13 protein-coding genes, 5 tRNA genes and 1 pseudogene are annotated in these 14,829 nt (G+C 43.4%); 4 read left to right on the top strand and 15 right to left on the bottom strand.

The features are described 5' to 3' along the window. Positions 1-556 precede the first annotated feature (556 nt). Entirely contained in the window at positions 557-1,579 is a 1,023-nt protein-coding gene (locus tag G4O42_RS01170; RefSeq protein WP_032872652.1) for a sensor histidine kinase, read from the bottom strand. Next, positions 1,576-2,259, bottom strand: coding sequence for a response regulator transcription factor (locus G4O42_RS01165; protein ID WP_007609089.1), 684 nt, complete (start codon positions 2,257-2,259; stop codon positions 1,576-1,578). Before G4O42_RS01165 ends, G4O42_RS01170 begins: the two co-directional genes overlap by 4 nt. A 260-nt stretch (positions 2,260-2,519) precedes the next feature. On the opposite strand from G4O42_RS01165, the pseudogene G4O42_RS19840 reads away from it, so the two are divergent. Continuing rightward, positions 2,520-2,781: pseudogene (locus G4O42_RS19840) on the top strand (hypothetical protein); the annotation flags it as partial. A 117-nt stretch (positions 2,782-2,898) separates the two neighbouring features. Here G4O42_RS19840 and G4O42_RS01155 read toward each other — a convergent pair. The 13 genes from G4O42_RS01155 to G4O42_RS01095 form a co-directional block, all read right to left on the bottom strand. Then, positions 2,899-3,552 (bottom strand): ABC-2 transporter permease, encoded by a 654-nt coding sequence (locus G4O42_RS01155; RefSeq protein ID WP_032872650.1) that lies wholly within the window; start codon positions 3,550-3,552, stop codon positions 2,899-2,901. Continuing rightward, positions 3,530-4,402 carry an ABC transporter ATP-binding protein gene (locus tag G4O42_RS01150; protein WP_029326108.1) on the bottom strand — a complete coding sequence of 291 codons (873 nt, stop codon included), beginning with the start codon at positions 4,400-4,402 and terminating at the stop codon, positions 3,530-3,532. Before G4O42_RS01150 ends, G4O42_RS01155 begins: the two co-directional genes overlap by 23 nt. 381 nt (positions 4,403-4,783) lie before the next feature. Then, positions 4,784-6,586 carry a glutamine--fructose-6-phosphate transaminase (isomerizing) gene (gene glmS, locus G4O42_RS01145; protein ID WP_032872648.1) on the bottom strand — a complete coding sequence of 601 codons (1,803 nt, stop codon included), beginning with the start codon at positions 6,584-6,586 and terminating at the stop codon, positions 4,784-4,786. 431 nt (positions 6,587-7,017) lie between these two features. After that, positions 7,018-8,364, bottom strand: a complete 1,347-nt coding sequence (gene glmM / locus G4O42_RS01140) for a phosphoglucosamine mutase (RefSeq protein WP_007408011.1) — start codon at positions 8,362-8,364, stop codon at positions 7,018-7,020. A 17-nt stretch (positions 8,365-8,381) separates the two neighbouring features. After that, positions 8,382-9,821, bottom strand: coding sequence for a CdaA regulatory protein CdaR (locus G4O42_RS01135; RefSeq protein ID WP_032872646.1), 1,440 nt, complete (start codon positions 9,819-9,821; stop codon positions 8,382-8,384). Next, a complete protein-coding gene (gene cdaA, locus G4O42_RS01130; protein WP_003156763.1) occupies positions 9,814-10,635 on the bottom strand; it encodes a diadenylate cyclase CdaA in 822 nt (273 codons plus the stop codon). Before cdaA ends, G4O42_RS01135 begins: the two co-directional genes overlap by 8 nt. Before the next feature lie 166 nt (positions 10,636-10,801). After that, positions 10,802-11,428 carry an anti-sigma-W factor RsiW gene (gene rsiW, locus G4O42_RS01125; protein WP_003156765.1) on the bottom strand — a complete coding sequence of 209 codons (627 nt, stop codon included), beginning with the start codon at positions 11,426-11,428 and terminating at the stop codon, positions 10,802-10,804. 13 nt (positions 11,429-11,441) lie between these two features. After that, positions 11,442-12,005 (bottom strand): RNA polymerase sigma factor SigW, encoded by a 564-nt coding sequence (sigW, locus tag G4O42_RS01120; RefSeq protein WP_003156766.1) that lies wholly within the window; start codon positions 12,003-12,005, stop codon positions 11,442-11,444. A 230-nt stretch (positions 12,006-12,235) separates the two neighbouring features. Then, positions 12,236-12,307 (bottom strand) — tRNA-Gln (locus G4O42_RS01115). 4 nt (positions 12,308-12,311) lie between these two features. Continuing rightward, a tRNA-Tyr gene (locus tag G4O42_RS01110) sits at positions 12,312-12,396 on the bottom strand. Between the two features lie 19 nt (positions 12,397-12,415). Further along, positions 12,416-12,488 (bottom strand) — tRNA-Thr (locus G4O42_RS01105). Between the two features lie 5 nt (positions 12,489-12,493). Further along, a tRNA-Val gene (locus G4O42_RS01100) sits at positions 12,494-12,569 on the bottom strand. Positions 12,570-12,572: 3 nt separating this feature from the next. Continuing rightward, positions 12,573-12,644: transfer RNA gene (locus G4O42_RS01095), tRNA-Glu, on the bottom strand. 180 nt (positions 12,645-12,824) lie between these two features. On the opposite strand from G4O42_RS01095, the gene G4O42_RS01090 reads away from it, so the two are divergent. The 3 genes from G4O42_RS01090 to murQ all read left to right on the top strand — a co-directional run bounded on the left by G4O42_RS01090 (position 12,825) and on the right by murQ (position 14,801). Continuing rightward, positions 12,825-13,277: a 2-thiouracil desulfurase family protein gene (locus G4O42_RS01090; RefSeq protein ID WP_007408014.1), complete on the top strand. Its 453-nt coding sequence runs from the start codon at positions 12,825-12,827 to the stop codon at positions 13,275-13,277. 18 nt (positions 13,278-13,295) lie between these two features. After that, on the top strand, positions 13,296-13,772 hold the full coding sequence (locus tag G4O42_RS01085; protein ID WP_032872644.1) for a GNAT family N-acetyltransferase: 477 nt from the start codon (positions 13,296-13,298) through the stop codon (positions 13,770-13,772). A 99-nt stretch (positions 13,773-13,871) separates the two neighbouring features. Then, positions 13,872-14,801, top strand: a complete 930-nt coding sequence (gene murQ / locus G4O42_RS01080; RefSeq protein ID WP_032872642.1) for an N-acetylmuramic acid 6-phosphate etherase — start codon at positions 13,872-13,874, stop codon at positions 14,799-14,801. Positions 14,802-14,829: the final 28 nt, after the last annotated feature.

The following is a 14,829-nucleotide window of genomic DNA, read 5'->3' as shown; positions in this document are numbered from 1 at the left end:
TATCGTCTACTCATAAAAAACAGAAAAATCATAATTCACTAAATTGTTTTTAGGATTAAATTCATAGGTTTCTATTGACTTAACTCAGTTCTCAAAATCGGCAAGAAAATATCTTCTAACTCCTTGTTTCTTAAAAATAAATTATCTGTACCATCTAATTTTAAAATCATTTTTTGGCAAGCTGTGTATTAGTTGTTTTCTTCCCTTCAATTGAGGAGCTTTTCTACGGAGACAAATAGGCACGAGGGCAGGATTTCATTTCGAAATTTGTGACAAAGCTCATATGTAAGCAGTTCACCCATACTATGTTCGAAAATAGGCAAAAGGTTCAGTTATATTATTCTTAATAGAATTATATATATCCTCAACCATTTCTTCCATATTGTCTATTGAGGGTCTTTCAATCTTCTTCCTCTGCCAGCCAACTCTACTTCATTTACCTCAACAAGTGGATCCATGAATTTTTTCCACTTAGAATAAACTATCGATGACCCACTGCAAATGGAATACAAAATATTTTAGCCTTTCTTCTCATTAGATTATCCCCTGTTTTTAACTAATTACTTATTGCTTCATTTGCCACTTTATAATAATCGGATAGTTTATAAAATATAATGTGAAATTCAGTATATTCACCCTCTACGCTGTCTACCTCAATTCCTATACTTAGTCTATCAGCCATTTTTTTAGCATAATATAAACCCATCCCTGTAGATTTCGTTCCTACCTTACCATTTTTACCTGTAAAGCCTTTATCGAATATCCTAGATAAACCCTCTTTTGAAATACCAATTCCATTATCTTTAATCATTATATAATAGGCTTGTTTCTCTTCTTTAGTTGTAATAGTCAGCGTTCCCCCCTCAGGTGTATATTTACTGCTATTATTAAGAATTTGACCAAAAATATAATAGATCCAACGTTCATCACTGATAACACTAAATGGTTTTAAATTAGTCTCAATCTCAATGTTTTTATTAATAAAAAAAAGAGCATTTTCTTTTATTGCACTTCTTAAAATATGACATACATCTACTACTCCCGCTAAAATGTCTTGATCGTAGTGATTAGCTCTTGTCACATGTAAAATGTGATTAATCCTAAATTTAATTCGTTCAATTTGATTACGCAGCTCTCTGCTGCTTTCTGAGTTAATCTCATCCAGTAGCAGTTCACACACAGCTATATTAACTTTTATGTCATGAACCCATTGAGTAGTATAGTCCTGAATTTCGTTAATACCGTTTTTATAATCTTCTTCTGCTTTCAAAAATTTATTTTGTTGCTTTTTGGAGACTTTTATAAGCATATCTATAAAATAATCATTTCTAACTTTGTTTTTTTCTAAAGTTTCGATAGAACTATTAAACACAACTTCGTATTTCTTTTTTGCCTTGATGAATCCATAGAAAATGTTGATCAGTAGAATAAAGACAATCAACAAATCCATATAAAAAATGTCTATATAACTTTGATGAATAGAGGTACTCGCAAACAAAATCCCATTGATTACAACCAGAATAAGTGCACTGCATAAAATCCATAATATATGATTTTTCACATAATCAATTAATTTCATTGAATTATATATCCCATTCCTTTTTTTGTTAAAATAAAGTCATCAACATTAATCCCCTCTAATCTATTCCTTAATCTATTTATATTTACTGTCAACGTATTTTCGTTTACGTAAATATCATCATTCCAAAGCTGTCTCATTAAATTATCCCGCGAAACAACTTTCCCTTTGTTTTCCATTAACGTTTTTAGAATTTTAAATTCATTCTTTGTAAGCTCTAAACTCTGATCTTGGAAGTATATTTTTGCATCGTTAAGGTTTAATATCACATTATTAGATTCGATTAGATGAGATTCTGCTGTTATGTACTCATAAGTTCTCCTTATAATTGCTTGTAATTTCGCCACCAATACATGGCTGTCAAATGGTTTTTGAATATAATCATCCCCGCCATTGTTAATAGCCATGACAATATCCATATTACTGTTTCTAGACGAGCAAAAAATAATTGGGACACTTGAAACTTCTCTTATTTTCTTACACCAATAAAAACCATCAAATGAAGGAATATTGATGTCCAATAATATGATGTGAGGCTCTTCTTTTTCATATATTGACAAAATATTATCAAAATCTCCGCATATAACAGTTTCAAAATTCCATTTAACAAGTAAATTTTGTAACGCCTTAGCCATATCCTTATCGTCTTCTATAATCAGCAATTTATATATATTATCCAATTTCTCACCTTCTTATAAAAATAGCTCACCATGCTCTCAAGGATTATTTAAAAATAAAACAGGAAGGAAGAGAAAATCAATTCCCTCCTGTGTTAAATGTTACATTCCTTTATAAGGTAATGAATGTTCTTCTGTTTTTTAAATATATTATTAATTAATGCCGTATTTCCTGATAAATAACCCTTTGAAAGCATTTCACCATGTTCCCCGAATCCATTATAATAATGCACTGCTCTCTCAGTAAAGTCTTCCCAATTATAAATACAAGCCTCAGTCCGAATGGATCAGATTCAACCGTTCTCAGGCTCGACTTAACCAAACAAACAAGCATTCCAAAAGACGCCAAAGTGAAAAGAATCAATACCGCCGCGACTCAAACACCAAGCCAAGGAAACACAAGACATTGCATAATGTCAGAAGAGAATAAAGTGTGGCACCGAGCACTCGCAAACAGCAAAATCGACTATGAAAAATGTGAAATTAAAGATTGATTATGAGTACGATGTGACAACGCAGTTTTAATTAGAAGAACAGCCGCCTATTGTGCGGGCGGCTGTCTGCTTGGAGTTAAAGTGAATTAATGAGAGCCCATGCCATGCCTTATCCTGTTGTCACAGCATAAAATCATTAAACACGCTGCTAAAATTCTTTTTTATGATATATAGCTGCGGCAATGAAAAATGAAATGATATATAAGATAACGCCGATCAAGAGATATATAATCGGAACATATAAAGAAGGATTTATATGCAAAAATGACAGAGGTACTTGTTCTGCTACATACCCAACGACACTTTGTAATCCAAAGGTAGCAAAAAGTCCCCCCATTGCCCCTCCAATCACGATAGCATCAGACTTTTCCGGGCCTATCATGTAGAGAAGAGGATAAACGATTGCACCGGCAAAGAGAACGATGAACGTTCCAAAAGAGACAATATTAAATATGCCGTCAATTGGTTCATCAGAACCCAGGCTGTATACAAGGAAAATACCATAAGATATTACAGCTCCGATCACAACAACCAAAAGATAAAAGACATAGTGACTTTGAACAATATTTGTTCTGCTGACCGGTAAAGTCAGGACATACCTGTCATAGCCAGACTTGCTCTCATACTTTATAACCTCAAGGGCGGGCATAACGACAAACAAAATAATCAGCATTGCAACAAAACGATGCATTGAAGCATCCCCAAAATAAAAAATGACTGCTGATACCAATATGGCCAACCCCGTGTATGCAAAGAAACTCCGATAAACCAAGTAATAGTTAGTCAGTAACAGACCTCTCAATGTTTTCACTCCTCGTTAAAAAGACGCTGATTTCTTCTATGGAAAGGGTGTTGGCCGTTACGCCATTCGGCAATTTCTGTTGATCCGATACAAGCACACTCCAATAAGATCCATGATTCCTTTTTGCTAGAACGATATCTTCGTCAAGCTCAGCCAATCGGCCCTCATCAACGTCTATAACAGTATAGCTTTCAAGAACCTTATCTTTCTCTTCATTTAATAAAATTTCGCCATCTTTCATAATAATGATATGGCTGGCTATCTTCTCGACATCAGTCATAATGTGCGATGAAAGTAAAATACCGCCGTTGCTTTTACTCACAAAGCTTTTTAATTCATTTAACAGGTCATCTCTTGAAGAGGGATCAAGTCCTCCCGTTGCTTCATCCAGAAGTAATAATTTTGCATTATGCGACAAAGCAACAGCTACGGATAACTTCATTGACATGCCGCGCGAGAATGTATTCACTTTTTTGTCCATAGGTAAAGAGAAAGAATGAACCAACCGGTAAAAATGATCTTGGTCCCAAGCACCGAATAGTTTCTTAAATACATGATTCAGCTGCTTTATCGTAAGGTGCGCAGGAAGATTCATCGCATCAAATACGACCCCAATATCTTCTTTGAACTTTATATGTTTATCCAAATTCTCTTTACCAAAGATTTTCACTTTACCTCTATCCTGAGAGATTAATCCTAATATCGTTTTAAATGTTGTTGACTTGCCTGCGCCGTTATCACCGATAAAACCGACAATTGATCCGGCAGGCACATTGAATGTAACATCCTTTAAAACAGCTTTATGACCAAAAGATTTGCTGATGTTTCTGATTTCTAAAAGGTTTGACATCATTCCACTCCTATCATTGCTGTCAGGACTTTTTTTGAGAATTGAACCGGATTATTGCAAAAATGTTGTGATTTTTATATCTAGTCGAGGTATTCATAAAGAGGCAGGAGCCGGCAAATACAACAGGGATTTTAAAGTCATAAGCATAATGTGGATGTGTAATCGATTGATTACATTTATATAATGGATATTCATGATGAAAATTGCTGGAGGTGATTACTTTCCGATGAGGTTTTAACCGGAATGCATCTCGTATTATAAAGCAGGTGTTAATCCTTTTCAATATATAAAAGGGGATTTCTTTACAATCGCAAAGAGTATGTATTTCTCATTTCCGCATTAAAAAACCCCTCTGGCTAATAACCAAAGGGGTTAAATATATTATTCCACCGTAACACTCTTCGCAAGGTTGCGCGGTTTGTCAACGTCACAGCCGCGGTGCAGTGCCGCATAGTAAGCGATCAGCTGCAATGGCACAACAGAAACCAGCGGAGCAAGCGCAGGGTTGACTTCCGGCAGGATGAATCTGTCGTCTGCGTCTTCTAAGCCTTTCAGCGAGATGATGCAAGTGTTGGCGCCGCGGGCCGCGACTTCCTTCACGTTTCCGCGGATGCTCAGGTTGACGTGTTCTTGTGTCGCAAGCGCAAAGACCGGTGTTCCTTCTTCAATCAGAGCGATTGTTCCATGCTTCAGCTCGCCGCCGGCGAAGCCTTCCGCCTGGATGTAAGAAATCTCTTTCAGCTTCAGGGCACCTTCGACACACACGAAGTAGTCAAGGCCGCGGCCGATGAAGAAAGCGTTTCTTGAAACAGTCAGGTACTCACGTGCGATCATTTCCATTTCGTCCTTCTGGTCGCAGAGGGCTTCCATGGCGTTTGCCGCAATACCTAATTCTTTGACCAAATCAAAACCGATATCAACGCCGTTGCATTCTGCTGCAACGGACGCAACGATCGCGAGGACGGCAATCTGAGCCGTATACGCTTTTGTTGATGCAACAGCGATCTCAGGGCCTGCGTGCAGAAGCAATGTGTAATCCGCTTCACGAGAAAGCGTTGATCCCGGAACGTTTGTAATTGTCAGCGCTTTGTGACCCAGCGCTTTGACTTGAACAAGCACGGCGCGGCTGTCCGCTGTTTCTCCGCTTTGAGAAAGGAAGATAAAGAGCGGCTTCTTAGACAGAAGCGGCATGTTGTAAGAGAATTCACTCGCTACATGCACTTCAACCGGTACGTTTGCCCACATTTCAATATATTGTTTCCCGACAAGACCGGCATGGTAGCTCGTTCCGCAAGCCACGATATAAATGCGGTCCGCTTCCGCCACGGCGTCAGCGACATCGCCGGCCACGGCCAGTCTGCCGTTTTCGTCCTGATACGTTTGGATGATTTTGCGCATAACAAGCGGCTGCTCATCCGTTTCTTTTAACATGTAGTGAGGGTATGTGCCTTTTTCGATATCACTGGCGTCAAGCTCAGCAATATAAGACGCACGTGTCATGACTTCACCGTCAAGGTTTTTAATCACGGCTTCGTCTTTTGTCACGATCACCATTTCTTTGTCCAAAAGCTCAACGTATTCATTCGTTACTTGAAGCATAGCCATCGCGTCAGATGCCACGACGTTAAACGTATCTCCAAGACCGATTAACAGAGGGCTTTTGTTTTTTGCAACGTAAATGGTGTCTGTGTTTTCACCGTCAAATAATGCAATTGCGTAAGAACCTTTTAACAGAGTCAGTGTTTTGCGGAACGCTTCTTCTGTGCTAAGTCCTCCCGCCACAAATTGCTCGATCATTTGAACGACTACTTCAGTGTCCGTGTCGCTTTTCAGTTCAACGTTTTCAAGGTATTCGCGCTTCAGCTGAACATAGTTCTCGATCACACCGTTATGAACAAGTGTAAAGCGGCCGAGTGCGCTTTGATGCGGGTGAGCGTTCAGGAAGCTTGGTTCGCCGTGAGTCGCCCAGCGTGTATGGCCGATTCCCGCTTGAGATTCAACCGTGTGATCCACCACTTCACGAAGGTCGGCGATGCGGCCTTTTTCTTTGTACACATGCACGCCCTGCTCATTCGCCACAGCAATACCGGCAGAGTCATAACCGCGGTACTCAAGCTTCTCTAATCCTTTTAACAAAATCTCTTTCGCATCAAGCTGACCGATATAACCTACAATTCCACACATATTTTCTTCCTCCTAAAGGTGCAAAAGGAGACGAAGAAAGTCAAATTACAAGGGGACTTTCAATCGTCCCCTCCCACATGTTTTTTTGGAAGATCATGTGATTTCTCTTTGTTCGGAGAGTCGCCCCTCCGGTTTGAAGAAATCCTTACGGCTGTGATCTAAATGAATCAGCCGGGAGGCATCCGCCGAAAATTCGATAACCTCCATCCTCGTCAACTAAGCCGTTTTTCGGGCGCTTAGTTCGGGCGCTGTAATTATAAAAGATGCAAACAATCCCGCCTTTCCTGCAAGTGAAAAACAAAGGCTGAACAAGCTTGATTTTACAGCATGTGCCAAGGACGGTCAATTATTTTTTGCCGCCCCGGCATCATGTTTACTATCATATTATGCTGATCGCACTTGTCTTGTTCGCTCTCTGTTTATAAACTTCGCTACTCCGCTCCCATTTCTGTCCGCACGACATCCACGATTTTTGTGACATATTCGTCACAAAGCTCTTTTGTTCTCGCTTCGGCCATCACGCGGACGAGCGGTTCGGTGCCTGACGGGCGCACTAAAATCCGGCCGTCTCCGTTCATTTCTTTTTCCACTTCAGAAATAACGGCCTTCACCTTAGCGTTTTCTTCTACCTTATATTTATCCGTCACTTTCACATTCACTAAGAGTTGCGGGAATTTTTTCATTTCATCCGCAAGTTCTGAAAGGGTTTTGCCGGACGCCTTCAGCGTATTCACAAGCATGATCGCGGACAAAAGACCGTCGCCGGTAGTGTTGTAATCAAGGAAAATAAGGTGCCCCGACTGCTCGCCGCCGACATTATAGCCGTCTTTTTTCATCGCTTCTACGACATAGCGGTCGCCGACTGCCGTTTGAACGCTTTTGATTTCTTCTTTTTCAAGCGCTTTGTAGAAACCGAGGTTGCTCATCACGGTCGATACGACGGTATCATCCTTCAGACGGCCTTCTGATTTCAAATACTTCGCGCATATGTACATAATCTGATCACCGTCGACGATGTTTCCTTTTTCATCAACGGCAATGAGGCGGTCGCCGTCGCCGTCAAACGCAAGGCCGATATCGGCGTTTTTTTCTTTGACGAAAGCACTCAGCGCTTCCGGGTGTGTAGAACCGACGCCATCATTAATGTTCAATCCGTTCGGAGACGTCCCCATTGTAGATACGTCAGCATCGAGATCGGCAAAAAGGTGCGTCGCAATAGAAGAGGTCGCACCATGGGCGCAGTCAAGCGCTACATGAATGCCTGTGAAATCTTCGTCCGCCGTCTGCTTTAAAAATTGCAGATACTTTTGAACGCCTTCAAAATAATCGTTTACAAGCCCGAGGTCCGCGCCTGTCGGTCTCGGCAGCTTATCTTCCGGTTCATCCATGAGACGTTCAATCTCGGCCTCCTGCTCATCAGAAAGCTTAAAGCCGTCCCCTCCGAAAAATTTAATTCCGTTATCCTGTACGGGGTTGTGAGAAGCGGAGATCATGACGCCCGCCTCAGCATCCATGGCTTTCGTTAAATAGGATACCCCCGGCGTAGAAATAACGCCGAGGCGCATCACTTCAGCTCCGATCGATAAAAGTCCGGCGACAAGGGCTCCCTCCAGCATATGTCCGGAGATACGTGTATCACGGCCGATCAGCACTTTCGGGCGCTGCTTATCTTTGGTCAGGACATAACCGCCAAAACGCCCAACTTTAAAGGCCAGCTCTGGCGTAAGCTCGCTGTTGGCAACACCTCTTACACCATCTGTTCCAAAATACTTGCCCATTTTGTATCGCTCCTTTTTCATTCTGTTGAAGAAGAATCAGCGCTTGATCCGTCTTCATCCTGGTCTTGATTTTGATCCTGGTTTTGACTTTTATTCTGATCGCTGTCAGTGTCGTCTTCCCGGTTCTTGTTCTTGTCTTTGTCTGCGTCTCCGCTTGTGCCGTTCTTATTGCCGGAATCAGCGGAACCGCCGTTATTTTTATTTGAACTTGTGTTTTTCTTAGAAGTCAGCTTAATCTTAACCGTGTCTTTTGACAGGGACCATGTGACGTTTTGCGGGCCGTTTACTTCAAGCTTTACAGAGTGCTCTCCGTCATCCAAGTCCGAGACATTGGCATACAGTTCAATGTCCGACTTTTTCAGCGCCTTAATGTTGGCGGGAGAGCCTTTGGCCGTAATATTTATCGCCTGCGATTCAAGATCGAGAAACTCAATCTGCTGTGAGCCTCCCAGTCCGACCGTCTTGATTCCGACATTGTCAAAATCCTTTTTGTCTTCACTGTCCACTTTAACATGAAGCGTGATTTTTTCCGGTGATACCTTAGTGACACCCTTAGGAAGCGGGATATCGGCATTGATATCGGTATCTTTATCAATTTTGCCTAAATCAAGAGATACGCCGTCAATAAATTCAAGTGAATCCAGCACATCCTGCGGGCCGTAAACCGTCACCTCACTCGGATTCGAGTCAATGCTCGCAACGCTCACCCCGTCCGGAAGACTTCCCTTCCTTTCGATTTTGAAAGGAAGCTTTTTGCTCGGACTGGCTACGGGAACCGTCACTTTAATGACTGACGGTTCAACATCAACAGGAAGTGCGTTGCCGTCTTTGTCATAGACGGTCACTTTCACTTCCTTTTCAATGGTCTCATTTGCATTTTCAAGGTTCACGGATGCTTTGACAAGTGAAATGTTATCAATCACATTTTTCGAACCTGTAATCTGCACGTTTTTCGGGCTGATAATCGGCTGCTGAGGGGTGTATCCCTTTTTCATTTTGCTTTTATTGTAGTATTCAACTTCCACGGGAAAACTCTCAGCCGTTTTTTCCTGAATCGTAACCGTCGTGACTGACGGGTTAATGGAGACCGTCAGTCCGTCCGATACGTTTTTCGCCTTCAATTCGACCTTATGAGTCCCGGTCTTCAGCTTATTCATATCGGCGTATATCTCAAAATTCTTCGTCTGTCTCGCCTTTTTCACCGCGCTTGTCGAGCCTTTAATCGTGACATTTACGGTCTGGGGCACGCCGGTGACAACATAGTTCGCTTCATCATAGTATGCTTTTACAGGAATATCAGTAAGCGTAGCCTCGTCAGTCGTTGATGTCGGAAAAAAGGATTCCCCCGGCTTTTTCGGAGTCGGCGCCTGGTTGTTGTTAACCGCAACGTAAAGCAGCAGCGCAAAGAGCAATGCAATGATCTTTACAGCCCAGCGGTTGTTTAAGAATTTATCCATTTTTCTTGCCCCTCCAGTACCAGCGGTTAGAAGAAGTATCTCTGGCGTTCTTCTTAAACTCGGCTTCAAGCATTTCTTTCAGTGCTTCTTCCGTCAATTCTCTGTGAAGGTCTCCGTTTTTGGCCACACTGATGGCGCCCGTCTCTTCAGATACAATAATGGTTAAGCTGTCCGTCACTTCACTGATGCCGACAGCCGCTCTGTGACGCGTCCCCAGCTCCTTTGAAATAAACGGGCTTTCAGAAAGCGGCAGATAACAGGCAGCCGCCGCAATCTCGTTATTTTTCATAATGACCGCTCCATCATGCAGCGGTGTATTCGGGATGAAGATATTAATCAAAAGCTCCGAGCTGACCTGCGCATTAAGCGGGATGCCCGTCTCAATATAATCACCCATTCCCGTATCGCGCTCAATCGCGATGAGTGCGCCGATGCGGCGTTTTGCCATGTAGCTGATCGATTTTGTAATCGCTTCAATTGTCTTATGCTGCGCTTCCTCCACGGGGGTTCCGCTCCTGGAAAAGAACCGGCCCCGTCCGAGCTGTTCAAGCGCCCGTCTCAGCTCAGGCTGGAATATAATGATGATCGCTAAAAATCCCCATGTTATCGCTTGGTCCATCAGCCACTGAAGCGTGCTGAGTCCCAAATATGAACTGGCCATCCGGACCAATACGATGACGACGATTCCTTTTAAAAGCTGAACCGCCTTCGTCCCGCGTATGACCATGATTAATTTATATATCACATACCAAACAAGGAGAATATCAACGGCATTGCCGAGGTATTGCAAAAATGGGATGTCCTCAAAAGCCATTTCCTCGTCCTCCAAGAATTCAGTCATTTCGTTTTTCTGTTATGAATTGTGCTGCATGAGCAATATGTACATCATATAGCGTGCTCATTATACCACATTTTGATTTCTCAAGTGAAATGAGCCAGCGCGGCGATGCACAAAAAAAAGAGTAAAGCGATTATACGCTTTACTCATCTTCATTCGGGTCCAAAGCGCTCACGACGCCCTGGCCCGCCGATTTCAGTTCGTACCAGACCCAGTCAAACAATTGGTTAATCTCTTCAATCTGCCCGGTGACTTGTCCGGCTGAGGCCATGTATTTTTCTCCGTTGACGACGGTCACATTGCCGTCGACTTTTCCTTCAATGAACAGCTTGCCGTTTTTTACTGTGACATCGCCCTTTACAGTCTCGCCTTCAGGGACGGTGACCGTGTGATTCTGCACGACAAGGTTCGGCTGTTTGGACACACTGAAATTGTGGTCATTATGCCAGCTGTTGAAAAAACCGCCGCCCATTAAAATCACAAAAACCGCTGCGGCTGCAATCATCGGATGAGTTTTGATCCATCGTTTTACAGAAGCGCGTTTTTTCTCTTTTGGAAGATTCGCCATAACTTTGGCAGTAAAATCAGCAGGGGCCGTGACATGCGATGTGCTTCGGACGAGTGCTACGGATTTCTCCATTTCATGAAAATGCCGTTTGCAATTCCCGCATGACTGCAAATGTTGTTTTAATACGTTTTCATCTTCAGGAAGGATATCTCCATCAAGATGCTTATGCATAAGCTGCACAATCTGTTCAGGACAGCTCATTTCATCACCCCACTTAAAGATCCCTCAATTGTTTTCTAAGAGCCTCTCTGCCTCTGTGTATCCTTGTCTTGACGGTGCCGACAGGGATATTCAGAATCTCCCCGATTTCAATTAAAGAGAGTTCGTCAATATACTTTAATACAATAACCGTTCTGTACTTGTCAGGCAGCTTTAAAATCTTTTTCTGAATTGTGTCCGACAGCTCCAATGACAATACGGCGTCTTCAGGGAGAACCCCGTCCGCGGCGATCTGCGAATACATCGTCAGCCCTTCTGCTCCCGCTACTTCTGCGTCCAGATAGTAATCAGGCTTTTTCTTGCGGATTCGGTCAATGGTCAGGTTGGTCGCAATTCTGTAAAGCCACGTTGAGAACTTTCTGTTGATATCGAAACTGTCGATATTGACATACGCTCTGATAAAAGCTTCCTGCGCAATATCTTCCGCCTCGTGAACATTGCCGAGCATGCGGTAGCAAAGCTGGTAAATCTTATCTTTATAAAGGTCAACGATTTCTGCAAACGCATTTTGATCGCCTTTTTTGACTTGCTTGATTCTTTTTTTAATCAGGTTTTCCATGTTTTATCTTACCTCTGCCCTTCACCGGTCTGTATCTATACGTTGTTTGTTTTAAAAGGTTTCATTTTTTTATTACATTTATTTTACCAAATTTCAGGCAGGGTGTAGATGAAAAATACAGAATATACTGCCTTAACAGCAGCTTAAAAATAGTATATCTGATGAACAATCAGAAATTGAAGCAAAATGCTGATAAAAAAAAGACACCTTTATGCAAAAGGTGTCTGAGACTGGGCTAGCTGGATTCGAACCAACGCATGACGGAGTCAAAGTCCGTTGCCTTACCGCTTGGCTATAGCCCAAAAATGGTGGAGGGGGGCAGATTCGAACTGCCGAACCCTGAGGGAGCGGATTTACAGTCCGCCGCGTTTAGCCACTTCGCTACCCCTCCGTATTTTTTTGTAAAACAGTGCCGGCCAGAGGACTTGAACCCCCAACCTACTGATTACAAGTCAGTTGCTCTACCAATTGAGCTAGGCCGGCAAATATGGTGGAGGATGACGGGCTCGAACCGCCGACCCTCTGCTTGTAAGGCAGATGCTCTCCCAGCTGAGCTAATCCTCCATATGACCCGTACGGGATTCGAACCCGTGTTACCGCCGTGAAAGGGCGGTGTCTTAACCGCTTGACCAACGGGCCGTTGTGTCCGCGTCGAGCTGACAAAAGTTATTATATACAGGTTGTACCCCATTTGTAAAGAGAAAAATTATTTTTTTTATTTTCAAACTTTTTTACTCGTTTTTTAACTGAAAAACTCATCCCTCCTCTCTTATTTCATTTATGATGAAAGTATCAAAATATTGAAGGGAATGGACACAGATGATCTTAGTCAGCTCTTGTCTCGGCGGTATCGAATGCAGGTATAACGGCTCTCACGCCGCTTCGGAAAAAATCCGCAGACTCGTAGAAGAAAAGAAAGCTGTTATGGTCTGCCCCGAACTTTTGGGCGGCTTCACCACTCCCCGCGAACCGGCGGAAATCATCGGCGGTACGGGCGAAGACGTGCTGAACGGAACAGCAAGAATCGTAACGGCATCAGGCGAAGACGTTACGGCTTTATATATGGACGGCGCGGAAAAAACGTTAGCATACGCAAAAGAAATAGGCGCCGCAACGGTCATCCTTAAAGAAAACAGTCCGTCCTGCGGCAGCAGCTTTATCTATGACGGCACTTTCTCAGGAAAAAAAATAATCGGAGACGGCATCACTTCCGCTCTTTTAAAACGGGCAGGCTGCCGTGTTCTATCAGAAGACGAATTGGATCAATTATAAAAAAGGAGAGTAGATATCATGGATGTGGCCCTGTCCTTTTATAAACCGGAGCATGCAGACGGGCTGAACGGGTTTGTGCTGAGTGAAGAAGATAAAAAGTTCACAGCTCTGCCGATAGATGTCCTGCCGCATGCTCTCGTCATCCGGGATCGCTACCCGACAGTCATTTTAAAAGAAGACCGCCCCGTCGGTTTTTTCATTTTACATACCTCAAAAGAAACCATTGCCCCGTATTCGAACAATGTGTCTGCCATTTTGCTGAGTGCGCTGTCCTTACATGCGCCGCATCAGGGAAAAGGTTATGCCAAACAAGCGATGCTGCAGCTCCCCGCTTTTGTCGCAAATTACTTTCCTTGGTGTGATGAAATCGTGCTTGCTGTAAACCATCGCAATCATCGTGCAAAGAACCTGTACCGGTCTTCCGGTTTTATTGATAAAGGCCGTCGCACGATCGGCCCCATCGGCGAACAGCACATTCTGCATCATTTTTTGTGAAAGCGCTTGATTACTTATCTCATTCCTGCCGATTTTTCTTGAAACATATATTCAGAAGCCCATATACTTCAAGTATTAACGACTTGGGAGGGTACAATCATGACAGACCGGCTTAACATTCACAGATTGACCACAGAAACCAGAAATCCGCAGACCGCTTCAATCCATCAAGCAGACACGATGGAAATTCTCCGCATCATTAACCAAGAGGATTTCAAAGTGGCTGAAGCCGTTCAGCAGGTGCTGCCCGATATTCAGATTGCCGTTCAATTCGCCCATCAGTCCTTACGGCGAAACGGCAGGCTGATTTATGCGGGAGCGGGCACAAGCGGCAGACTCGGTGTACTGGATGCGGTTGAATGCCCGCCTACATACAGCGTAAGTCCCGACTCCGTCATCGGTCTGATGGCCGGAGGAGCAGACGCCTTTTTGCAAGCGGCTGAAGGTATAGAAGACAGCGAGGAAACCGGCGCTCTCGATCTCAAAACAATCGGGCTTACCGCAGAAGACACCGTGATCGCCATCGCGGCAAGCGGGCGCACGCCGTATGCGGCCGGTGCGCTGAAATACGCAAAAACAATCGGCGCCAAAACCGTCGCACTCACATGCAATAAGGACTCATTGATCAGCACTTATGCCGATCACAGCATTGAAGTCGTCGTCGGCCCCGAAGTGATTACAGGGTCAACACGAATGAAAGCGGCGACGGCACATAAAATGATTCTGAACATGATTTCCACGGCCGTGATGATCAAAAGCGGCAAAGTGTACGAAAATTTAATGGTGGACGTTCATGTCAGCAACGAAAAATTGAAAGAACGCGCAATCGGCATTATCCAAAGCATCACGGGCGTTCCGTACGACAAGGCAAAAGAAACGCTTGAGGCCGCAGGCAGCCATGTCAAAACGGCAATCGTCATGCTGAAGACGAATTCGGACGAAACACACGCGAAGGCACTGCTCAAAGAATCAGACGGCTTCATTGATAAAGCCATTGAACAGCACCTTTCAAAAGAAAAAGAACGCTGATCGTTCTTTGGTGAAACATAATGTGCTT

Origin of the sequence: Bacillus sp. LUNF1 (genome assembly GCF_011008975.1) — a bacterium.
Taxonomy (GTDB): Bacteria; Bacillota; Bacilli; order Bacillales; family Bacillaceae; genus Bacillus; species Bacillus velezensis.
Note: the sequence above shows the minus strand (reverse complement) of the source record. Positions and strands in the feature narration are given on the sequence as shown.